Origin of the sequence: Alteromonas naphthalenivorans (assembly GCF_000213655.1) — a bacterium.
In the GTDB taxonomy this organism is placed as follows: domain Bacteria; phylum Pseudomonadota; class Gammaproteobacteria; order Enterobacterales; family Alteromonadaceae; genus Alteromonas; species Alteromonas naphthalenivorans.
Genome location: NC_015554.1, coordinates 4537741 through 4561625, shown reverse-complemented (window position 1 = coordinate 4561625; position 23885 = coordinate 4537741). Strand labels below are relative to the sequence as shown.

At 44.7% G+C, this 23885-nt stretch carries 17 protein-coding genes; 10 read left to right on the top strand and 7 right to left on the bottom strand.

What is annotated here, in order from left to right; translation table 11 throughout:
• Positions 1-7: 7 nt before the first annotated feature.
• The gene (locus AMBT_RS19845; RefSeq protein WP_013786448.1) at positions 8-403 is read left to right on the top strand and encodes an MmcQ/YjbR family DNA-binding protein; all 396 of its coding nucleotides are present in this window, start codon (positions 8-10) and stop codon (positions 401-403) included.
• A 99-nt stretch (positions 404-502) separates the two neighbouring features.
• Positions 503-1069 carry an elongation factor P-like protein EfpL gene (gene efpL, locus AMBT_RS19840; RefSeq protein WP_013786447.1) on the top strand — a complete coding sequence of 189 codons (567 nt, stop codon included), beginning with the start codon at positions 503-505 and terminating at the stop codon, positions 1067-1069.
• A gap of 121 nt (positions 1070-1190) precedes the next feature.
• Here the strand turns inward: efpL and AMBT_RS19835 are convergent, their stop codons facing one another.
• A complete protein-coding gene (locus AMBT_RS19835; RefSeq protein WP_013786446.1) occupies positions 1191-1637 on the bottom strand; it encodes a DUF3015 family protein in 447 nt (148 codons plus the stop codon).
• Between the two features lie 22 nt (positions 1638-1659).
• A complete protein-coding gene (locus AMBT_RS19830) occupies positions 1660-3489 on the bottom strand; it encodes an Lnb N-terminal periplasmic domain-containing protein (protein ID WP_013786445.1) in 1830 nt (609 codons plus the stop codon).
• A gap of 255 nt (positions 3490-3744) precedes the next feature.
• Here AMBT_RS19830 and AMBT_RS19825 point away from each other — a divergent pair, with 255 nt between their 5' ends.
• Positions 3745-4515, top strand: a complete 771-nt coding sequence (locus AMBT_RS19825) for a sulfite exporter TauE/SafE family protein (protein ID WP_013786444.1) — start codon at positions 3745-3747, stop codon at positions 4513-4515.
• A gap of 139 nt (positions 4516-4654) precedes the next feature.
• Here AMBT_RS19825 and AMBT_RS19820 read toward each other — a convergent pair whose 3' ends face one another.
• The 3 genes from AMBT_RS19820 to AMBT_RS19810 all read right to left on the bottom strand — a co-directional run bounded on the left by AMBT_RS19820 (position 4655) and on the right by AMBT_RS19810 (position 8600).
• Positions 4655-6748 (bottom strand): TonB-dependent receptor, encoded by a 2094-nt coding sequence (locus AMBT_RS19820; protein ID WP_013786443.1) that lies wholly within the window; start codon positions 6746-6748, stop codon positions 4655-4657.
• Positions 6749-6825: 77 nt separating this feature from the next.
• Positions 6826-7248, bottom strand: a complete 423-nt coding sequence (locus AMBT_RS19815) for a hypothetical protein (protein WP_232363159.1) — start codon at positions 7246-7248, stop codon at positions 6826-6828.
• 86 nt (positions 7249-7334) lie between these two features.
• Complete coding sequence (locus tag AMBT_RS19810) at positions 7335-8600, bottom strand: sigma-54 interaction domain-containing protein (protein WP_041453156.1); 1266 nt, start codon at positions 8598-8600, stop codon at positions 7335-7337.
• A 176-nt stretch (positions 8601-8776) separates the two neighbouring features.
• On the opposite strand from AMBT_RS19810, the gene AMBT_RS19805 reads away from it, so the two are divergent.
• The 6 genes from AMBT_RS19805 to AMBT_RS19780 all read left to right on the top strand — a co-directional run bounded on the left by AMBT_RS19805 (position 8777) and on the right by AMBT_RS19780 (position 16096).
• On the top strand, positions 8777-9415 hold the full coding sequence (locus tag AMBT_RS19805; protein WP_013786440.1) for a Tll0287-like domain-containing protein: 639 nt from the start codon (positions 8777-8779) through the stop codon (positions 9413-9415).
• Positions 9416-9864: 449 nt separating this feature from the next.
• Positions 9865-11445 (top strand): cytochrome ubiquinol oxidase subunit I, encoded by a 1581-nt coding sequence (locus AMBT_RS19800; protein WP_013786438.1) that lies wholly within the window; start codon positions 9865-9867, stop codon positions 11443-11445.
• Positions 11442-12578: a cytochrome d ubiquinol oxidase subunit II gene (gene cydB, locus AMBT_RS19795; RefSeq protein ID WP_013786437.1), complete on the top strand. Its 1137-nt coding sequence runs from the start codon at positions 11442-11444 to the stop codon at positions 12576-12578. Before AMBT_RS19800 ends, cydB begins: the two co-directional genes overlap by 4 nt.
• A 10-nt stretch (positions 12579-12588) precedes the next feature.
• Positions 12589-12702 carry a cytochrome bd-I oxidase subunit CydX gene (gene cydX, locus AMBT_RS22275; RefSeq protein WP_013786436.1) on the top strand — a complete coding sequence of 38 codons (114 nt, stop codon included), beginning with the start codon at positions 12589-12591 and terminating at the stop codon, positions 12700-12702.
• A 128-nt stretch (positions 12703-12830) separates the two neighbouring features.
• Positions 12831-14471, top strand: a complete 1641-nt coding sequence (locus AMBT_RS19785; RefSeq protein ID WP_013786435.1) for an ABC transporter ATP-binding protein/permease — start codon at positions 12831-12833, stop codon at positions 14469-14471.
• Positions 14468-16096 carry an ATP-binding cassette domain-containing protein gene (locus tag AMBT_RS19780; protein ID WP_013786434.1) on the top strand — a complete coding sequence of 543 codons (1629 nt, stop codon included), beginning with the start codon at positions 14468-14470 and terminating at the stop codon, positions 16094-16096. The genes AMBT_RS19785 and AMBT_RS19780 overlap by 4 nt, the downstream gene beginning before the upstream one ends.
• 325 nt (positions 16097-16421) lie before the next feature.
• Here the strand turns inward: AMBT_RS19780 and AMBT_RS19775 are convergent, their stop codons facing one another.
• Positions 16422-18812 (bottom strand): TonB-dependent receptor, encoded by a 2391-nt coding sequence (locus AMBT_RS19775; RefSeq protein ID WP_013786433.1) that lies wholly within the window; start codon positions 18810-18812, stop codon positions 16422-16424.
• Between the two features lie 537 nt (positions 18813-19349).
• Between AMBT_RS19775 and AMBT_RS19770 the strand changes: the two genes are divergently transcribed.
• Complete coding sequence (locus AMBT_RS19770) at positions 19350-20669, top strand: alpha/beta hydrolase family protein (RefSeq protein WP_013786432.1); 1320 nt, start codon at positions 19350-19352, stop codon at positions 20667-20669.
• A gap of 179 nt (positions 20670-20848) precedes the next feature.
• Here AMBT_RS19770 and AMBT_RS19765 read toward each other — a convergent pair whose 3' ends face one another.
• Positions 20849-23830, bottom strand: a complete 2982-nt coding sequence (locus tag AMBT_RS19765) for a TonB-dependent receptor (RefSeq protein ID WP_013786431.1) — start codon at positions 23828-23830, stop codon at positions 20849-20851.
• Positions 23831-23885: the final 55 nt, after the last annotated feature.

Here is a 23885-nt window from a genome sequence, read left to right as displayed (position 1 = left end):
AAGCACAGTGACCTACGACGAGTTTAATCAGTTTTGTGGTGGCTTAAAGGCTACAACTTATGTAATGCAATGGAATAACTCCCATGTATGGAAGGTGGGCGGTAAAGTATTTGCCATAGGCGGTTTAGGCAAAAACGGTGAACCCGCTTTTATTTTCAAAACCTCAGAGCTTAATTACCATTTTTTGAGCGAGAAACCCGGGTATCGCCCCGCGCCTTATTTTGCGTCTCGGGGCATGAAATGGATCCAGCAATTTGGCGGCGATGAAACTCAACCTAAAATTGAATTTGAACAAAGTGTAGAAGCACTCAACGAAGAGTTGAGCTACTACTTACACGAGTCTTATAAATTAGTGTCGCTAGGACTTACTAAGAAAAAACAAAAGGAACTAGGGTTGAGTTAATCTTATAGCTTTGACTATAACACTCAATTACCGGAAGATAGGGCGATAATTTAACATGGCCCGCCAATCGTTAAAGGCCATTAATAACAGGGTAAGACCATGCCAAAGGCAAGTGAAATTAAAAAGAATCACACCATCGTTTATGGTGGTAAAACGTGTATTGTGAGAGATATCGAACGTTCAGTACCTCAGGGCCGCGCGGGTGGTAGTATTTATCGCATGCGTATGTACGACGTGGTTAGCGGCGCTAAGTTTGATGAAACCTTCAAAGATTCAGACATGCTAGAAATGGCTGATTTAGTGCGTCGCCCAGTGATGTTTTCTTACATAGATGGCGACGAGTATGTATTCCTCGATAACGAAGATTACACGCCGTACCACCTAAACAAAGAAAGCATTGCTGACGAAGCCTTATTTATTAACGAAAAGACTGAGTCTATTCAGGTGTTAATTGTAAGCGATGTGCCAGTGGCGCTAGATTTACCAATGAGTGTAGAACTAGAGGTAACTGAAACCGACCCTTCTATTAAAGGTGCGTCTGCAACCTCGCGGACTAAGCCTGCTACGTTATCGACGGGGCTAGTGGTTCAAGTGCCTGAGTACATCAGTACTGGCGAGTGGATAAAGGTAAATACCGAAGAGCGTAAATTCCAAAGTCGCGCGTAATATTTATTTAAGTACGATTTAAAAAAACGAGGGCGCATTGCGCCCTCGTTTATTATTGCTATATCACCGCTATGCGACAGTGGCATTCCCGCAAGCGGTCATTTCGCCACTGCCTATATAACTAGATGTTTGCTACAACAGCGTTGTAGAAAGCTTCTGGGCTAGTTGCTTCGTTTGCTGCAACTGATAGTGCCATTTCAGCACGAACAGCAGTAACAACATCAGCACGTGCCGCTTCGTTTACTTCTAAAATATCAAGCATTGCCGTTAGGTGTGCGCCTGAACCTTGGCTAGTTTCTTCAATAATGTTGTTAAAGTTATTTTGAATGAATACCGCCGCAGTAGCCATTTTACCTTCACAAGAATCAGCAGATGATACTTTTGAAGAAACCGCAGTCGTACCTAAATCCCAAATGATGTTTGAAATGGCAGCAGCTGTGCCATTGTCATCAAAAATAGCCGCGCCAATACCACAGTGTTTCCACGGGTTGATGTTGTCGTCAGCCGATACGTTTCCAGCAATGGCAGTAGTCGTAAGAAGTGCAGCAAGCGTTAGTTTTTTAAACATTGTTATATTCCTCTGATTGTTATTAGTAATAATGTGAAATGAGCAAGCCGAAGTCAGTACCATGCTTGTTATCAATATTGGCTCTCACATCCCAGCGCTGATTAATTGAATATCGCGCGGTAATAGAGAGGTAATGTTGATCCTTCGATGGCTGGTTCACAAACCATTGTTGTCCTACTGCCAATGACATTGCTATTTCAGACGTAACATGTGCTACGCCTCCCACTTCTGAACCCACAGCGATAAAGCCGCCATTCAGATTAGAGCTGGTAATAGAAGTGCTGAGCGCGGCATAACCTACAAGGTTGTGACGAAAGGCCCAAGACTTCCCAATAAAACTGTCGATATAACCTGCGCCGCAGTGGGTACAGTTGTTAGCCTGTTCTCTGTAGCCAAAGGCCAGTTTCCAAGCCCAATTGCTATCAAGTGGCAATCCAGATTCAGACGCATTAAGGTTAATAATTCGTACTGGCGTAAACTCTCTTACTGCTAACTCTTCACCCTCTAGGTAACGAAGACGAAGATTAAAGGTGGTTAGCTCAGAGTAAGGAATTCGCCCCGCATTCAGCGTGAGCAGATCGTAATAATTGGCCCTAAAGTTCAACTCCCCCGCCACGTCGCCTGATGGTGTGTCGTATAAACCAAGACCAATACGCGTGGTATCTTGTGCTTCATGAGGAGGGCGTCTATCTATGCTTTTCCAGTTTGGTTTAACGGGTGCCATACCAAACCGTTTTATCATGGCTTGCCGCTTTTGTGCTTGTTGTATAGTGGTGAGGTCGTCTTCTTTTTGTTCAATAAACGCAAAGTAGTCGTAAAGGGTATCGATAACCCGTATCGCCGATGCGTCACCTAAAGCAGCAAGTTGCTGTTGCGTGTCTTTAGGCGCACTTTCTAGAATTTGCAGTAAGGTTTGCTGTTCCTTGCTGGTTAATTGTTGCCAGCGATCATAAAGTGTTTGCTGACGTGAACCATGGTAGATAACGTCATTAAACATTGTACGGCTAGTTTGATGGCGTTGCATCATTACCACTAAATCAAATGGCATCACCCACACCTTATTGGGGGCAATCAGAGATTCATCGAAAACTAAGCTGAGTAACTTTGCTAATTGGTAGGCACAGTTTTGCTCAAAGAAGTAATAGGTCATTGTGGCATTTTCTAGCTCCCATAAATGGGCAAGTAGAAATTGAATATCGTCTTGGGATAGGGCAAGTTTATATTCCCACATATCGCGAAGCTCGGTTTCGCTATAAGTTAAATGATGATGGTGGTATTGCTGGTTAGAGAACTTACCTTGATAGCCACCCAATATGCCTTTAGTGATGTAAACCAACTTGTTTTCGTTATCGGGTACTTTAGCCCCATAAGAGAAGGTGTTATCGAGTAAGCCGTCTTCTGATTCGCCATTAAACTTTAAAAATACATGACCAAACATCGACGCGGGGTTACCTAAGTAGCCTGAAGCAAAAATAAGGCTGGCGCTGTGGGTAGAAAAAGCATCTAAATAATCTTCATACTTTGGACATGCCACGTCAGGGAAGCTAAGTGTGGGTAACTGTTTTTCTATAAAACGTTTACGTGCGGGAAATTGACACTGGCTTTTTGGGTTTTGTGAGAAGGCATGAATAGTCGCTTCAAGTTCCGAAAGTGGATTTTCAAAGCCATTTTCTGCTAAATAGAAGTTACTGCCATTGTGGTGTAGCGTTACTGCGGTTTGCTCAGCATGTAATAGCTGCTTCCACACCTTGTGTGATGCTAGGTTATTTATATGTTGAGACGCATCGTTAGCGTAAACTAGCGTTACGGTACACAAAAATACTATGCAACAGCGGGTGAAAAAGGAATACAACGCAACTTCCTAGACTAAATCCATTTAAATTCGCGACAACGACGTAAAATAAACCGTTTCGTTGCGCAATGAAGATTGCAGAATATGCCTTCGCTGCAGGGTATATACAAGTTCCAATTACAGATAATTTGTTACTAATTGCTACTAGGTGCCTTAAATTTCGCTTCAAAAAGGTGAGGTTAAAACCATTTTCTTTCACCTCGTTTGTGCTTGAGGGAAACTAAAAATCAATAAATTAAAAAAGGAGGGCTGTAATTGGATCTCGTTACTTATTGGCTAACCGCTGATGGCGCTATCTCGTTAACTACCGCCGCAGTGCTAATAGCAACCTCTACGATGACGTCCTTGATAACCGCCACCTTTGGTATTGGCGGTGGCGTGTTGCTTATTGCGGTAATGGCGGGAAGCTTGCCAGTATCTGCACTTATTCCTGTGCATGGGTTGGTACAGTTAGGTTCAAACGGCAACCGAGCACTAATGACCTTTCGTTATGTTGATTGGTCTATGGTGAAGTTCTTTTCGTTTGGGGCGTTGTTGGGGGCGGTGCTGGCTACGTTTATAGTCGTGCAATTGCCCTTAGTCGTAATCCAATTTGCTGTAGCGGGTTTTATCTTATTTTTGGTGTGGGGCAGCAAACCAAAAGCGCAGGAAATGCAGCCCGCTGGGCGAAGTCTAGCGGGGCTGGTCACCACGTTAATCTCTATGTTTGTGGGGGCTACGGGGCCGCTAGTTGCCGCGTTTGTGCATCGGAACAATTACAATAAAATGCAGATAACCGCCACCATGGCCTCGTGCCTTACCTTTCAACATGGGTTAAAAGCGTTTGTGTTTACCTTTGTAGGATTCTCCTTTTTTCAATGGCTAGGATTAATTTTTGCCATGATTATAAGTGGCGCAGTGGGGACTTACGTGGGGCTAAAAGTACTCAAGAAGATTCCAGCCGATAAATTTCTCGTGCTGTTTAAGGTTATCGTTACCTTATTAGCAATCCGCTTAATTGTGCAGGCAGTGTCTGATTTAGTGTAGGTCAGCTTGTTCGATGTTGTTTGCCTATGAATTACTCAACGAAAGCGTGATAGGCGAATATCTTCGCCTATCACTTTACCTTTTTTATCGTAATTTACATGTTGGCTCGCTTTGGGAGTGGGCCAGTGAATAGTGGTCGCTAAAAGCGATAGCTCGCTGAGATCTGCCATTCTCTGCCAGTCCCAGGCAGTTTATCTCCTACCGCAATATCGGCATCTGATACGCGGTTAACACCTGCGGTATGAGCGGTATAGTACTTATCAAGCGCATTTTGAAGCTGTACCGACACGCTAAAGGCTTGAGTAAGTTGCCAGCGTGCGCCCAAATGTATAAGTCCGTAACCTGATGTACTGCTTTCATTTTGTAGGGCAGAGGTATGATTCTGTGCACCCACTAAATGAGACGTAACTGACAACATAAGCGGCGATTGCATAAGCTCGCTTTGCCACTCAATACGGGTAGTTAATTGCTCAGGGGCAATGCGAAATAACCCGTCGTCTATATCGTCTCTATTACCATGGCTCAAACTTGCTGTAGACGTTAGAAGCAGGTTGTCAGATAGCTTACCGTTAATCGTAACGTCTAGGCCTTTAATAACTGCGTCGGTATTCGTCCATTGAAACGGTGTATCAGACCCCATCATGGTCGAGAACATAACCGCAGCTGCATTGCTGCTCGGGGTGCCAGTAATATAGTCTTCTATGTCTTGATAATAAAGTCGTGGTGAAACGGTCCAGTCATTTTTGCTGTAAGTAACACCAAACTCAATTTGACGCGCAGTTTCGTTATCGAGTTCAAGGTTACCAATGTAATTGAACCCGTCTGCCATGCCGCCTGTAATGCCTAATGGTAACCAGGTGTAACGTTCATAATAATTAGGCGCGCGGTTCTTTTGGGAGATACCCGTAAAGACTGTCACCGTTTCGCTTACGGGTATTTGAATAGTCGCTGCCGCATCTAGCATATTGTAGGTTTCACTACGTTCGGCGGTGTTGAAGTTAGACGCTAGTGTGGCCACCGCATCGTTCATCATTACCATGTTAGAGTCTATTGCATCAGCGTCCATATCAATTTGGGTATAACGAAGGCCCAGCAGGTAATCAGCGGTGTCGGTTTTTCTATGCCATTCGGTAAAACCACTGTAAGTATCGCGGGTAATATCGCTAAAGTTATTGATATAAAATGCGCTGTTATTCGGGTTGGTGATAACAGAGCTATTTCGACTGTGTAAATGACTAAAGCCTACTTCAAGTTCACCATTAAGGGCTGGGGTGATGTAGCTTGCCTCTATTCCTTGTGCAACGGAATCGGCATCGTTTTGTCTTGCCGTGCTGGCCATCGAAACCGCGCGTTGAGAAAAATTGTCCATGGCGTGTTGGTTGCTATTTCCAAACACGCTGACTTTTAACATACGCTCATCATCGGCTTGGTATTGATAACCTAAGCGATACCACGCCGCATCTATAGACGTAATATCCATGGCAAGAGCCGCAGTACCGCTATTGTTAGTGTTCAGTGTTTGGTAGCTGACATCTAGGCTATGCTTGCCCCAACTATAGCCTGCACGAAGTTTACCGCCGTTTCTTTGGTACTGAGAATTAGGGATAGTTATGTTTGAGCCTGCATCGTTAGAGGCAGCCTCGCGCTCGTCACGTTGCTGGTGGGTAAATGCGCCGCTAAAAAAGCCATTGTCTGTGCCATAAAATGCATTGGCTTGGTACTGCTGTGCATCGCCGGGAGAAAACGCACCGGCGCTGGCATTAAACTGCAGGCCATTAGCTTGTGCAAACAAGTGCTGAGCGTCGGCACGAATGTCTAGTTTACCGCCTAAGGTTTCAACCCCTGCACTTACCGGTACTATTCCGCGATACAGCACGGCCTGAAGGCCGGGTTCAGGTAACACATGTGAAAGCGGGGAATCCATAGCGTTAGGGCCTGCGACCGCAATATCTACACCATCAATAGTCACGCCGACTCTATCACCATAAAGGCCACGGTATTGAATTAACCCGGTTACGGGGCCGTTTCGTGAAATAGTTACGCCAGGAAGGGCAGCGAGTTGATCGCCATAGTCAGCTTCGGTATTAGTAGAGGCCGAAACCGGCGCATTATTAGTGAGGGTGAGCGGCTCGCCAATAACGGTAATCACTTCTGTTGAAGCGGTGTCTTGAGCATACAAAAAAGGGGAAAAGCCAGCAGTACATACTGCTAGTGCAATGGCTGTTTTTTTCATAATTAGTCCATTTTAATTAAACAACGTCAGCGATAACGCTGATAAAAGCGCGTTATAAATAAAGTGTTATGGGAAAACTATGAAAGGGGTGGAGCGCGTGACAGCGGAGCCGCGTAGGCGTATGCGGTATAGGGCCGCTGTGCAATGGCAGTAGCAAGGTTGTTATAACTAACAAAGGTTATTAAGGGAAGTGAAAACTCAGGTGACTTTACCGCGTTGGGTAAATCAGAAAGTAGGCTATTGGTACAGTCGATATGTTCTACCGGTATTTTGCTAATATCGACACTAACATAAACAAACTCACCGGCATGTTCAGTCGCGCTTAATGATATCCAGCGCATGGTATTACCGGTACAGATAAGTTCTATATCGTTGTTGCTGTCGTTAAACTGGGTAGTAAATTGCTGGGCCTTTTCCATTGAAACAGCCGCAAGCCCCAATGCCATCGCATTTTGCAAAAGCAGGGTTAGGCATACTAGCAGTGTAAATAATGACTTCAATGGCAAAGCAGTATTCTATTTCTACCGGAACTTATCTAATAATACGTTAAAAATAGGATGTTGAAAGGGTTTTTACTGCGAGCTATTTAACCCTTAACCTTTAACCCTAGCGATTGAAGCTTACGATATAACGTCCGCTGGCTGACACCTAGTGCATTGGCAAGAGTGTCTATACTGCCTTCGTGCTTTGCCACTACCTTTTCAAGGTACTTAGCTTCAGCAGCTTCCAGAGTGAGGACTCTTTCATTTGTGTGGACAGTGGGTTCGCTAACTAGCTCGGGCAAATCGGTTGGGTAAATTACATTTTCATCTGCCAACAAGTACGCTTGTTCCACAATATTTTTAAGCTCTCGAATGTTACCTGGGTAGGTATAGTTGGTTAGCATTTCAATAGTGGATTTGTGTAAACGCTTTTTCGAAGGCAGTTCGTGCAACATGTGGCTGCACAGCAATTCAATGTCGCTTTGACGCTCACGAAGTGGCGGAAGGTGTATGGGGAAACCTGCAATACGGTAGTAAAGATCTTGTCTGAATTCACCTTTTTCCACTAAGGATTTTAAGTCTTTATGGCTAGCGCATACTAAACGGAAATCGGCTTTTTTTACTTGCACGCTTCCAACTGGGCGGTAGGTTTGAGTTTCAAACAACCGTAGTAACTTCACCTGCATGGTAAGAGGCACATCGCCAATTTCATCAAAAAATAGCGTTCCGCCTTGGGCGGCATCAACTAATCCTTTTTTGTTTGATTGCGCGCCAGTAAAAGCGCCTTTCTCGTAGCCGAATAACTCCGATTCAAAAAGCGTATCAGCTAACCCCGTACACTCTATTACCACAAAAGGTTTTTCAGCGCGGTGGCTACTGGTGTGCAGGGCATGAGAAACCAGCTCTTTACCTGTGCCCGTTTCGCCTTGAAGCAACACGGCTATATCGGATTTTGCGGCCCGATTAATTTTATTCAGCATGGCTTTAAAGGCGGCAGACTCACCTATCATTTTACCCTTGGTAGGGTAATTTGATGCAAACGCGAGTTTATCTAATATTTCTAAGTAACCAAGCAGGTCGCCATTAGCGTCGTGAACCGGCCGCATGAGAATATCACAATAGCTTTGACCGCTTTTTGTGGTGTGAATGTGAACCACACTTGCAGTCCGGCCGGTGTCTTTGCATTGCTGAATAGGGCAGCTTTCACCGCATTGATCACAAGGCTTAGTATTACCGTGTGACACCTTAAAACACTGACTTTTACCCGGAATAATATCCACAGGGTAGGTATTGCGATAAGGCTGGTTAACCGCCTCTATTACATACTGATGATTAATGAAAATAGCGGGTTTATCGATGGCATCTATCATTGCCTGAACAATCGAGATATTCATGTAACAGCTTCACCTAGCGATACGGGGTGGGTGCGCATGCGGTATAGATACAACCTACACCCATAAGGTAATTAATCTAGGTTTAAGGTATCACATTGGCACGAGCCTTGTACGTATCTTGGTAGGTAATGCTCCCCATTGAGGAAAAGAATATGAAAACGAGATTAACGGCTGTTGTGATAAGTGGGTTCTTTTTATCTGCTTCACTATTAATCGTACTATCAACCGCGCTAGCGGCGGAAATGCCGCAGCCGCAAGACAGCATAGCTACACAACACGCAACTGAAACCACCCTGGCAGGCCCCGAAGATAAGCTAAATCAAGCACGTAGCAATGCCAAAGCACTAGGGGGCGCGTTAAAGTCGAGGCTTCAGCAAGCTATTTCAAAAGGTGGTTTGGAAGCAGGGGTAGAAGAGTGCTATGTGGCTGCTGGGCCTATTGCAGAAGCGCTCAAGAAGGATGGTTGGACGGTAGGGCGCACCGCGCTGCAAGTGCGTAACCAAGACAACCAACCAGATGCATGGGAAGAAACCCAATTGCACGAGTTTGCAGATGCCTTATCTAAGCAATTGCCTATGCCGCTAGAGGCATCACAGTGGAATGAAGAAACAGGTGAATTGCGCTATATGTCAGCGATTGTTACGGGGCAAGTATGTACAGCCTGTCATGGCAATAACGTGGCCCCAGCAGTGTTAGATATTATTAAAGAGAAATACCCTGAAGATACCGCCACGGGTTTAGCGCCGGGCAGTTTAAGAGGGGCTTTCACGCTTACCTATTCACCCGAATAGCCATTTCTTTATTTAGAAGATGCAACGGGCCTTTACTGGCTCAGTTGCATCTCTATCGCCTCTCGCTTATTTCTTCTTACTCTCTTTACTTATTTCTATTCACCTAATTCCTTTCCAGTGCTTTTTGCAAACCCTCCACTTTCAGATTTTTTGACCTATTACTTCATTTAATTTTTATTTGTCAAAAATGGCGGGAATTGTCATTTTTGGCGCAATTTCCTCTCATCTTGTTTGAGATGGATCAACGCGGCTGGTTCGACTTAGTGGAATAATTGCGCCGCATGGTAGGGAATACAGGTGGTGATGGGCAATCGTGCCATAGCTGGCGCAAAGCTTGCTAAACCTCCGTCAGAAGTACAAGTCTTACGGTGCGGCCTTATTTTTAAGGTTATTGATTTAAAAGAATTTTAGCGGCTTGCCGTACTGTTTTTTAACTAGGGAGAAAACCCATGAGCGATACGTTAGTCGAGCTATCGCGGTGGCAATTTGCGCTAACTGCGATGTTCCACTTTATATTTGTGCCCTTAACCTTAGGGTTGAGTTTCATGCTTGCCATTATGGAATCCGTTTATGTGATGACAGGCAAAGAAATTTACAAACAAATGACTCAGTTTTGGGGCAAGTTGTTTGGTATTAACTTCGCCATTGGTGTGGCTACCGGCCTCACTATGGAGTTTCAGTTCGGTATGAATTGGTCCTACTATTCTCACTATGTAGGGGATATTTTTGGGGCACCGCTGGCTATTGAAGGTCTGATGGCGTTCTTCCTAGAATCGACTTTCGTTGGATTGTTCTTCTTCGGCTGGGATAAAATGTCGAAGGGAAGACACTTAATGACCACTTGGTTGGTGGCTATTGGTTCTAACTTCTCAGCTCTATGGATACTCATTGCCAATGGTTGGATGCAATACCCTGTAGGCGCAGAATTTAACTTTGAAGCCATGCGCATGGAAATGACAAGTTTTGCCGAGGTTATCTTCAATCCTGTCGCGCAAGTAAAGTTTGTGCATACCGTCTCAGCGGGCTACGTAACAGGTGCCATGTTTGTATTGGCTATTTCTAGTTATTACCTACTTAACCACAAGCATATCGCATTTGCCCGTCGTTCTTTCGCTATTGCGGCTAGCTTCGGCCTAGCGGCTACCTTGTCAGTGATTGTGCTTGGTGACGAAAGTGGTTACGAATTAGGTGAAGTGCAAAAAGTGAAATTGGCTGCGGTTGAAGCGGAATATGAGACCCACCCAGCACCTGCGCCTTTTACCGTATTTGGTATTCCTAATGATGAAAAAGAGGAAACCGAATACGCACTTCAAATTCCTTGGGCGATGGGCATTATTGCTACTCGTTCACTTACCGAGGAAGTGAAAGGCTTAAAAGATATTAAAGCAGAAAACCGCTTACGTATTCTTGATGGTATTAAAGCGTACGGTTTGCTCGATAGTGTTCGAGATGGAACGGCTTCTGCAGACGAACAAGCCCTGTTTGACGCACATAAAGATAATATGGGCTATGCCATGTTATTAGAGCCATTTACGGATGATGTCACACAGCCTTCTGAAGCGGCCTTACAAAAAGCAGTAGATTACAGTATTCCTAAAGTCGCCCCCTTATTTTGGAGTTTCCGATTAATGGTGGTATCAGGCTTTATTATGCTAGCCGTATTCTTGGCTGCCTTCTATTACAGCACTCAACATAAAATTACGCAGCCTCGCTGGTTGTTGAAAGCATCATTGTATAGCTTGCCGCTGCCTTGGGTTGCGTGTGAAGCCGGTTGGTTTGTGGCTGAGTTTGGTCGCCAGCCTTGGTCTATTGCAGAGATTCTGCCAGTGCATGCATCAACGTCTAATTTGTCTATTTCTGACATTGTTACTACGTTAGTCGCCTACTCAGCGTTTTACACTGTAATGTTCATTGTTGCTTTTTACTTGATGAAGAAGTTCGCCAAAAAAGGGCCAGTACCGCCTGAAGATAATCATAGTGATGAAGATGACGACCTAATCGACTTTGATGCAAAAGGAGCAAACGCATGATTGATTATGAATTTCTTCGCGTAGCCTGGTGGTGCCTTATTGGTGTGCTATTGATTGGTTTCGCAGTAACAGATGGGTTCGATTTAGGTGTAGGTTCACTGCTGACCATTATTGGTAAAACAGACAAAGAACGTCGCGTAATGATTAATACCATTGGGCCGCATTGGGATGGAAATCAAGTGTGGTTTATTACGGCAGGTGGTGCCATTTTTGCAGCCTGGCCGATGATTTATGCTACTGCTTTCTCAGGGTTTTACTTAGCCCTAGCGCTAACGCTAATTGCGCTTTGGATGCGTCCAATTGGATTTGATTATCGCAGTAAACTGCCAAATGCTCAGTGGCGAAAAGCATGGGATTGGGCATTGTTTGCTGGTGGTTTCATTCCTGCGCTTATTTTTGGCGTGGCCTTTGGTAACTTGTTATTAGGTGTGCCGTTTGAATTCGACAACACACTTAAATCAACGTACACCGGCTCTTTCTTTGGTTTGCTTACTCCATTTGCGCTTGTATCTGGATTATTGTCAGTGGCTATCTTACTGAATCACGGCGCTACCTGGTTACAAATGAAAACGGATGGTTTCATTGAATCTAGAGCACGTGTAACGTCGTTTATATTAAGCCTAGTGGCAGTAGCCTTGTTTTTGATTGCCGGTGCGTGGGTAGCCTTTGGGTTAGATGGTTTTGTCATTACCTCTACCGTAGATACCTTAGCCACCTCAAATCCAATGAAAAAAGAAGTCGCTATTGAAGCGGGTGCATGGATGACGAACTACTCACGATATCCATGGATGATGCTTGCACCTGTATTAGGTGTGGTAGCAGGGCTTGCATGTGCCATGTTTTCTCGCAAAGGGAATGCAGGGATGGCATTTGTTTCAAGTGCACTACTGATTACTGGCGTTATTTTAACTGCGGGCTTCTCAATGTTCCCGTTCTTAATGCCCAGTATCACTATGCCAGAAGCTAGTCTTACGGTATGGGATGCCACCTCTAGTCATTTAACTCTAAATATCATGTTCATTGTGGCTTGTATCTTTGTGCCTATCATCTTGTGCTATACCGCCTATGGCTATTATGTAATGCGTGGCCGAGTCAAAAATAGCGACTTAGATCAATCTCACACTATTTATTAAGGAGTAGCATATGTGGTATTTCACTTGGATCCTCGGCGTACTGCTAGCATGTTCATTCGGTATTTTAAATGCCATGTGGCTTGAGTCTACCGAAGACATGGACCGTCCAGAAGACGCCGAATAACTGATTAATATTCATAGCGTAATATAAAACGTAAAAGGCAACGACCTTGTGTTTTCAAGGCTCGTTGTCTTTACTTAATCAGTTATTTTAACCCGCTCTTTTAAAAGATAGGCAGTGCGATAAAGTCAATGATAAAGTTAGACAGGCAGACATTTCAAGCTAAGTTTAATCAACTCGATAATACGCACAAGCTTGGCGTGCGCAGACGGGTTTTAATAATTACTTTAGTCAAGTGTCTGTCTCTTTTTTCACTGATTGTCGCTTTCTATTTTTTCGCTCATGCCATGCACGAATGGGTGGTCGATACTCATAGAGCAAGCCTGTTTCATATTAAAGGTTTATGCGTTGCGCTGTTTATTTGTTGGATAGTTCAAGGGTTAGTGAACACGCTAACGTTGTCATACAAAAGCCAGTTAATGCAGGCTATGGAGCAAAACTTACAACTTATCTTCGCCGAGCAACAGCACGCCCTCATTCGTCAACATTCCCTTTTTTACTGGCAAACACTTTGGGTGAAGCATATTCGCGCTATCGCCAACTGGGCTTTCGATTACCGCGTACAGCAATATGTTGCTGTACTTGTCCCTTTGATGGCGCTAGTGGTTATTTTTTACGTAAACCCTGTCATAGGTATGGGGTTAGCTGTAGCCCTGCCGATTGTTCCTTTGTTTATGGTCATTGTCGGGAAAGGTGCCGCCAGCTTACATCGCAAGCATTTTGTGGCACTTGAGCGGCTTGGCGGGTTATTTACCGATAGACTCAATGCACTGCCTTTAATGGCGAGTTATCGTGCACACAACACGCAAATGCGGTTACTTAATAACGCCAGTGAACAACTTAACAAGCGCACCATGCGGGTGGTAGGCGTCGCATTTTTATCATCGTCAGTATTGGATTTTTTTGCCACTTTATCGGTAGCCTTAGTTGCGGTATTTATTGGTTTTTCACTGCTCGGCGAGCTTAACTTGGGGCCTGAAATTTCCTTACAGCAAGGGCTTTGGGTGTTGCTTTCTGTGCCACTGATTTTGAGCGAAATGAAAAAGCTCGGGCAGGTTTATCACCAAAAAGCTGAAGCTGAAGCGGCCAGCGAGTGTTTATTTCCCTTATTTACTACGTTGAACGACAATGCGCCTGCCCAGGAAAGAGAAGTGACTAAAGGCGAAATGAAGAACAAACCGTTTGTGGGGTTTGATGCGCAAGATTTTCGAGTGTCTAACTTGCTTAAAGCCGAACACCTGAAGGTTGCTTTAGGAGAGCATATTCGCCTAAACGGCGTTTCTGGTAGCGGTAAAACGGTATTGCTTGAGGCCCTAGCGGGTCAGCGTAAAGCTTCCCAAAGCTTTGACGGAAGCTATGTATGGGTGAGTCAAACCCCAGTTGTTTTACCTGGCAGTGTGAGAGACAACCTTTTACTGGATGCCCACTATAGCGATAGTGCGTTGTGCGAGGTGCTAAATTCAGTTGAGTTAGCGGATTGGCTTTCGTCGCTGCCTAATGGCCTAGATACCTTGATGACCGAGTATCCCAGCCTCTCTGGTGGCGAAGCGCAGCGGCTTGCGTTAGCTCGCGGACTGTTAAGAAACCCTGATATTTGGTTGTTAGATGAGCCCACCGCGCATATTCCCGATGAACAACACCATCGTCTGTCACAACTTATTGCGCGTGTTACACAAGGCAAAACCGTTGTTTGGGCATCGCATAAGTTATTGCCAGCGCACTGGTTTGATGCGCATTGGCATATTGCAGAAGGCGAGGTAACAGTGAAATGAAATCCAAACCGTTACAGCCTGCTGTATCTGCGCAAGGTATAGCTACATCAAAAGCGTCTTCGTCACTCACCGGGCAGACATCAATGGCTGCGTATGGCGCGCTGGGCTTAGCCTTGCTTCATGGTATAGCGGGTTTGAGTATTCTTATCATTTCATCTTGGTTTATTGCCATTAGCGCAATAGCTCCTTTAGGGTTTAACTACGTGATCCCTGCGGTGGTGATTCGTGGGCTCGCACTACTTCGTATCGCTTCTGGTTACACCACCATGTGGCTAGGACACAAGGATTTATTAACCCGAATTGCCAAAGCACGGTTAGCTGTGTTTGAGCAATTAGCGGCAAAACGCCTTGAAAGCAAAGCATGGACAGTTGAAGCGCTCGCGAACCACACTGAGCAACTTGCCTCAGCTTTTATTGCGTGGGTTTCTCCATTAGCCTCATTTATGTTGCTAATGACAGGCTTGTTGCTCACGGGGTATTTCATTAATGTGCCAGGTTATGGTTTTTTCATAGCCCTAGCCATAGTGTGGTTGGTAATTAGCGTTGTTACTGCGGTTTACGGACTGAAAGCTGTGGCTAGTTCGGCTGAGGCAGAGCTTGAATTTCGGCAACAAAGCGCGACGTTTTTTCAAGCAAGTAGTTTATGGCACCTTAAGTCAAAAACGGTAAAGGGCTTGTTTAATGCACCCTCTACTCAGCGCGTACAAGATGCACAACTAAAAGAGCAGGCGCTAGTGTCTAAAGCTATGTGGCTGTTCCAAGGTGGCGTGTTCACTTTAGTGGCGCTGGTTGTTTTGACTGCCAATACGGCAGCCTATTTTGTTCCGCTAGCACTCATTACGCCAATGGTGCTGTTGGCTGCGCCGGACTGGGCGAGCGCCACTTTCAGCAGTGTCGTGAAGCTTGCTAAGTGGCGACATAGCAAGGCAGAGCTACACGCAATGCACACCCAGCCTTTGCCCTTACTAAATGCCCATAAACCCAGCATGTCACTTTCTTTAACGGGTTTTATCGCTAAAGAAAGAAACCTACCAGCGGTCAATATGCAGTTTGAGGCATTAGGGCTGAATGTGATTAAAGGCTATTCGGGGTGCGGTAAGTCGAGCGTACTACAAGCAATATGCGGGCTCCTTCCTTTTGAAGGTCGACGCTCTATAGACAATGTTGCCACCCCGCAAGGCATGCTAGAAAAATGGATTTATGTTGAACAGCAACCCATCATTTTGGCCGGTACTATTAAACTCAATTTAGATCCGGCAGCGTCTGGAATAAGCGAAGATGCTATGCACAATGTTTTAGCCCGGGTTGGTTTGCAGCACCTTACTACCTTGGCTGAATGGGTTGGTAAAGGAGGAAGGGCGTTATCTGGCGGTGAAGGTAAGCGTTTAGCATTGGCCAGAGCCTTACTAGCGATGCCCGATGTGTTGTTAATTGATGAGCCTTTTGAAGGGCTAGACTACGAAGCACAGCAGCGCGTCGCAGAGGTCATTAATGAGAGTGCGCATTCGCGGTTAGTCATTGTTGCTACCCATGTTGTTCCTGCGGCCCTTCAATCTAATACAACCTTCTCGCTTGATGAAAAGGTTATCAGAGTAAATCTCCCCCCAGTCTTCATACTCAACTAAATGGCACCCAGCTAAGTTATAGCCAACCAAGACACAACCAACTAAGTCATAACCAAATAGATCATGCCCACCAAAACACGGTTGGCGAAGGTGGATGGCAGGTAACGTCGCCGAATTGCACGACGCTAACGCCTAGTGAACAGCAGCAACAGGCTTTGGCAGAGCTGCAACACCACGAGCGCAACACGGCTTTTGGTTTTAAGCCGCGAAGGAAATAAGACCCCAGTTGAAAGGTATGCACACTCTTAATAACTGGGCCCAAAGGGTGAAAAGCGAACAAAAAAGCGCCTCAACGGCGCCTTAAACACACATGTATAACTTGTCTTTAGAATCTAGCGCGAAGTTGTACACCGAAGTAACGGTCAGCATCACGCGGGATTTGATAACGGAAGTTATCGCCACTGTAAGTGGTTACATAGCTTTCGTCGGTCAAGTTCTTACCAATAAGGCTGATGCGGTAGTCATCATCTTGGAACGAAAACGCTAAGCTTGCATTAAGGATGGCATAGTCTGGTAACACAGCAGGATCGTTTTCCTCTGCAAACGCACCTGGTGCACCAACGAACATTTCGTCAGTGTAAACGTAAGAACCGTTTAAGATAATGTCCATGTTGTCCATCTCCCAAAGGTACTCACCGGTTACTGAGTATTTAAGGTCTGGAGAGAAAGGTAAGTCTGCGCCAGAACTGCCAGTACAAGGGTTATCGATATCTGTATCGGTTATTGGGCATAAGAACTCATCCACTTCAGCATCTACTTTCGATAAACCACCGGTTAACGATAGGTTATCTGTTGCTTGCCACATGAAGTCAAACTCGAAACCTTGAGTAGTTACTGAGCCAGCATTGGTTAAGCGGGTAATAGTAACGCCATCTAGCAATTCTGAGTTATTCGCTTGGAAACCGTCGATATCTGTTCTAAAGATAGCGGCATTGAAGATAATGTCACGGCTGGCGTACTTATAACCTAGCTCGTAAGCATCCGATGTTTCTTCACCAATAGGCAAGGTATCTGTGTCTGACATGTTGTAGAACACGTTAAACGCAGGGCCTTTGTAGCCTTGTGAGAAGGTGAAATAAGTCATGCTGTTATCAGTTAAGTCATACTGCACACCCAACTTGCCTGATACATTAGTTTCGTCAGTCTTGCCGCTGTAGTCAGTATCGAAGCTACGTACACCTACACCAGTACGGCTGTATTGGTCATTACTGCTTCGGTTATGTGAGTAGCTAACTTCATCATCGGTATAACGAATACCGAATAGCAGACGCAAGTCGTCATTAATATGGTATTTACCATCAGCAAATAATGCCCAGTTATCAAACTGCGTTTCCATGTAAGCGGTTGCGCTAACAATATCGTTTGAATTACAGCTAAGACCTTCATCAGCAATAAACTGGTTAACTTGATCGTCAGTTGGATCAGCTATACCTAAGGTGTCAGTTAAGTAAGCGCTGATAGCCTTAGGGAATTGTAAATCGTTATTTTGACAACTTGCATCACGGGTAAAGTTACGTTCAGATTTTTGTGTCCACCAGAACGCACCCACTTGATAATCGAATGCCTCACCCACAGGCGATGCTATGCGGAATTCTTGTGACGTTTGCTTCCAGTTTTGTGCGCCAATATCATGTAACTGAAACGGTTCGCCAAACACAGGGAAAGGACGGGTGCCCGCTGTTGAGGTGAAGTCACCTTCACGGAATTCTGTATTGTCCCAATCGCGGTAAGCCGTGATTGAAGTGAACTGATGGTCACCAAACATGGTGTCAACTTGCATTGAGAAACCTGTGGTTTCATCTAATGTGCGAGTTTCAAAGTCATGATCAATAAGGCGCTGTTCTAAATCTAAGTCACCAGTACCAGTACTGTTAGGTAGTGCTTCAGAATCAGGGTGACGACCACTTGGTGAAAGTTCTAAATCGGCACAACAGCTATCATCAGATTTCACGTTTTCAAAGATGAAAAGCACATCAGTGTCGTTACCCGCTTCCATATCAAGCATGGCACGAACGCCTTCTTTATCGTAGCCGTTGGTCATTTCATTGTTATAAACGTTTTTAATATAGCCGTCGAACTGTGATTTAAGTACGGTTAGGCTACCGTTTACATTATCGTTTAACGCACCAGATAGACTGGTTTTTAAACGGTATTCATTGTCTTGAAACAAGGATACTTCCGCAGTGCCTTCAAATTCATCAGAAGGGCGTTTAGTAGTAATGTTAACCACACCGGCAGACGCATTTTTACCAAACAAGGTACCCTGCGGGCCACGTAATACTTCAATGCGCTCAAGGTCATATAAGTCAACAAACGCTTGACCGGCACGGCCTAACACAACGCCGTCTACTACTGTAGAGACACTCGGCTCAGCAGCCACACTAAATGAAATAGTCCCAATACCACGAACGGTAATGGCGGAGTTCCGAGTGGTGTTACCTTTTCGGAAACTGACCGATGGTACTAATGCTTGTAGACCTTCAATGTTGTTAGAAAATGCAGCGTTAATTTGGTCTTCGCGTAAAACAGAAACCGCAACCGGCACTTCATTTAAGCTTTCTACACGCTTTTGTGAGGTAACGGTTATTTTTTCGAGCCCTTTAGGCTCAGCAGGTTCTGCTTCTTGTGCGCTGGCAGCAAAGCCAATGGTCATACAAGTACCAATGGCTAATGCCCGAGTAATACTTGAATGTAGTGTGCTAGGTCTTAGTAACATGGTGTTCTCCACGAATTCTTTTTTATGGGTTTAGTCCAGTTATATTTGCCGTGTGTCCGACGGTCTTCTCTTCAATTTCGCTTACGTTGTAGTTAACGCGTAATGCCTGTTTATCTTTTTGTCTTGCTCATTTGTCTTATATAAGACAGAAGATAGTCAAAATTTAACCAAAAAGTAAATCAATTGGAATCTTTTTGTTAATTAAGTGTTTGGTGGATGCAAAGTCAGTTTGAATTTGATTTGTTTTGGTTAAGTGTATGTTATTTATGGGGTTAAGTTTGTTAGTGGTGGATTTTGTTAGTTCGTAAATAGTCGTTATATGTTTTATTTATACAAGTTTATAACAATAAGGCTGCTGGTTTGTCTTGCATTAGACCGGTAAATTTAGGGGGTGTAGAGGCATAAAAGTAGGGTGGGCCAAATTTAATACGTAATTTGGTTAATGTGCTTTTAATGCTATCCCTAAAGTGTCACAGTTATGTGAGCATAATTATTGATTTAACTAGGAATATCAAAATGTATGGAAGGAAGTTAGGTATGGGTGTTAGTAAAAGTATTTTGTTTAAAGGCCTATGTATTGTGTTATGCATAGGTAGTGCGACAGGCAGTTATGCAGAGAATAGAATTGATACTCAACGCTCTGATGCACCAGCACTTTCAGCCTATGGCGAGTATGCTATTGGGGTTCGCAAGCTTGAGGTGGTCAACCCTAAGCAGATTGATATTCTTGCTCTTGATGCTACTAAGGCTAAGCCAAACCCACTTCCTACTTATGACCGCCCACTAACCCTAGAGGTTTGGTATCCGGCAGAGCAGGGTAGTACTGGCAATACAGTGTTAAACGCATTTATTCGCGATGGCAAACAGCAGGTTGAATTGCATGGTAAAGCGGTAAGAGATGCTGCGCCTTTAGAAACGAAAAAAGCCTTTCCATTAGTATTGGTATCTCATGGATATCCCGGTAACCGTTTTTTATTAGCGCATTTAGCGGAAAATATCGCTTCTAAAGGCTATGTAGTGGTATCGATTGACCACACCGACTCTACCTATCGTACACAAGCGGCCTTTGCATCTACGTTAGTGAATCGCTCTGTCGATCAGTTATTCGTGCTATCGCAAATTGAAACCATGGCAAAAGAGGAAGGTTCATTCTTATACCAATTAGCCGATGCCAGTAACACAGGTATTATTGGCTATTCTATGGGGGGATATGGTGCGGTAATTAACGCGGGTGCTGGCATTACCGAACAAGCGGTAAATAGCAAGCTGAGTGCGCCCTTTGGTACCTTGGCTCGCCATCAAACTGGTATTAGAGACAAGGTCGACTCTCGTGTCAAAACGATTATTGGTTTTGCGCCTTGGGGTATGAATTACCGTATGTTTAATTTAGACAGTGTGGCTATTCCTATGATGCTGGTGGCAGGTTCACAAGATGATGTGTCAGGGTATAAAAAAGGCGTGCGAGCCATTTGGGAAGGTGCAAAAAACGTAGGTCGCACCTTGCTAACCTACGACAACGCAAACCACAATGCAGGTGCAGTTATGCCAGCGCCTGAAGAGTCTTTTGTATTTGATGAAGCACTAGGTTTTGATGTGAGTTCACACTATATCGACGCGGTATGGAATAACGCACGCATGAACAATATTGCACAGCACTTTGTTACCGCATGGTTAGGTAAATACCTTAAAAACGATAGTGGAATGCAAGCTTATTTAGACCTAGTACCAGTATCAAATGACGGCGTGTGGGCCATGGATGAAGATGGAAAGCCGAAGGCAGAACATACTTATTGGGAAGGCTTCCCTCATCGCACTGCAAAAGGCTTGAGATTAGAGCAACTGCCAGCGGGGCAATAGTACTTTTGAAGTTTATACGGCGGCTCTTGCGTAGCCACGTGAAAAATTAACAATAAAAAAAGCGGCGTAGAGGTTTATTTCTACGCCGCTTTTATTTTTTAGCTAGTGCTTTTAACTATAACTTCTAAACTATAACTTCTAACCTATGACTTCTAAATACGGCCTTCAGGCGTAAAGGATTAGAAGGTGTAGCGCGCACCGAAAGTGTAGCGAGGACCATATTGACGAGCAAATAAGAACTGCTCTTCAAAACGTCCGTAACCTTGTTCAGTTTCATCGTTAATGTTTACGCCTTCAAGGAACACGGTTAGGTTTTCGTTCACATCGTAGTTTACGCTGGCATCAACCTGTCCATAAGTATCGAACTGGGTTGCTGGGTTATCTGCAGAGCCTTGGTCTTGACCAATACCAACTATGTAGTCAGAACGCCATGCATACGTCACCTTCACAGATAAGCCTTCTTTTTCATAAAACACTTGGAAGTTAGCTGAATCACTAATACCCACAAGCGGATTTTGCTCAGAGCTTAAGTCGTAAGGGTCATACTTCACATCGCCATCTACTAAGGTTGCGTTTGCACCTACACCAAAGCCAGTATCACCAAATGTATGTTGAACCGCGAGTTCAATACCCTCTACCGTTCGTGTATCGCTTAGGTTACGAGGTTTGGTTACACGCCATGTAATTAAGGGGTCATCTGCGTTAGGAGTTACTACGCCATCGGCATCTGCATAGCCGTTATCTACAAAGTATCCATAGATAGCACTGTCAGTTGCTTGCACGCCTGCTGCTTCTAACGCTGATACTGCTTCGTTCCAACGAGGACCTTGATAAATATCGTTCAAGCCTTCGAAGGTTTCTTCAGATGCTGAATACGAAATATAGTTTTTAACTGACTTTCTAAATAAACCGACAGACGCGTAACTGGCTTCGTCGTAGTACCATTCAAAAGAAAGGTCTAAGTTAGTTGATTCGTAAGGTAACAAGCTTGTATTGCCTTCTGTTGCCGTACGAGAACCAATTTTAGGGCTTCCGCTGAATGAACGGCCACCTTGTAGTAGACCGATAGGCGCACGAGTAATCGATTTACCCCATGAGAAACGGGCTACTACGTCGTCGGTGACGTCTACTTTAATATCCAACATCGGTAGCAATACATCGTACTCACCCGTAAAGTCTTGAAGCTGTAAGTCAGCCTCAAATTGGGTTATCCACTCTGACGCTGCTACCCAGTTAACTTGAGTTGGCACGCGAACTTCTGCGGCACTAGGTACTTCCGTTTCTTCATAGCGCAGGCCAGCGTTTACTTGAACATAGTAATCGCTAACTTCGAATTCCCACTCTGATTGTACATAAATAGAGTCGGTGGTTTCTTCAACATTACTCACTGACGGATCGCCACTGAAATAAGGGTCAATCGAGTAAGCGTTACTTTCACCTACCACGTCAGCGGTAAGGTAAGCTAGCTGACGAGCAACGGCTTCATCAAAGTCAAACGTGTAATAGTACCCAGGATTCATGCTAGCGCCGCCACCAGAGAATGCGTCTAGGAAGCCGCTGGTGTCGTTTCTGACGAACATATCGTCTGGGAATATTTCAGTGTAAGAAGGGCTAAAGCCCGGCCCGCCACGCAAGCCACTCCATGCGGTAAATCCTGTTAAGGTTTGCTCAGTTCGTGCATAACCAAAATCAATTTTTACCAATGGAATATCTAAGGCTGAGTTGAACCAGGTTCCGTCTAACTGAAGCTGCTCGATGTCAGAGCGGCCTGGAGAATAGATGAACTGGCTGAAGTTAGAATCAATTTCACCTGGGTTAATTTCGTTCGTGCCGTTATTCCAGTTAACAAAAACTTGTGGAATTTCACCTTCACGGTAGTCATATACCTTAGAGATAAGTTGATCAGAACCCAAAATAACTTGGCCTGCACTACCTAACCCTTCATCGTAGCCATTGTCGGTTTCATTGTACGAATCATGGTAATCAAGAGTGAAAAACCAGTCGTCATTCAATTCCCAATCTAAATTTACACCTAAAGAGCGTGCATCAACCCGTGTTGTATTTCTGCTTGCAGTAAATGAGGCATCGTCGCCGCTAATATCAGCATAAACGGCGGTACCATTGGCATCTAACTCGTAAGCATTGATGTTAGAACCAAAGTTATTCCATATACCCCAGCCAACCGTATTTGTGCCAGTCGTGGCGCGAGTAGCGGTGTAATCAACAGTAGCAGTGAAATTATCTACAGGGCGGAATTGAAAGGTAACTTGACCATTTGAGCGTTCGCGCTGTATATCATTAATGCTGTAGTTCATATCTTTTGGAAAGAAGGCAGCATCAGTGATATTGGTACGATTATCGATAACGTTAGCAGCATCTAAATCTGGTAAATCTGCGTTTTCTTGCAACACCCAGCCTTGAACACTGGCAGCCTGTTGTTGGAAATCACGTTCTTGATGAGAAAAAGACACCCCAAAACCAAACATATCGTCAGCGAAGGTGTTGCTGTAGACCCCAGCAATTTCTGGTGTTACATCATCGCCTTCAGCATTAGAGGTGTCGTAAATGCCCTTCGCCGAAAACGAGGCTTGTTGACCAGGGCGAGAAAGAGGCTTCATGGTAATGATATTTACCGTAGCACCTAACCCACCACTTGGGTTTTCAGCACGGGCTGTCTTGTGTAGCTCAAGAGTACTCACCCCTTCAGATGACAAGTTCTCTAAGTTAAATGAACGGGTGAAGCCGGTACCTGGCATTTGACGACCGTTAAGTGTCACCAAGTTAAATTCTGGGCCAAAACCACGAACGGTAATTTGGCTACCTTCACCGTTAGAACGGCTGATAGTCACACCGGTAATGCGCTGTAACGATTCCGCAAGGTTAGTATCCGGAAACTTACCTAATTCTTCTGCCGAGATGGCATCTACAACGCCGCTTGAGCTGCGTTTTACGTCCATTGAACGAATCATACTGCCGCGAATACCGCTAACCTGAATAACTTCAACTTCACTTGGTACGCTATTGTCAGAGGCTGCAGCTTCTGACGTTTGCGTTTCTGGTCTTTCTACTTCTTGCGCAGAAGTAGAAAATGCCAAAGTTGAACCCAACAACAAAGCCATTGATGTGGCGAGCTGGGTCTTTTTAAATGTTGTATTTTTCATAATTGACCTACTAAATCTTTATCAATTTATTGCTGCCGCTTGAGTGTGCAAGCGG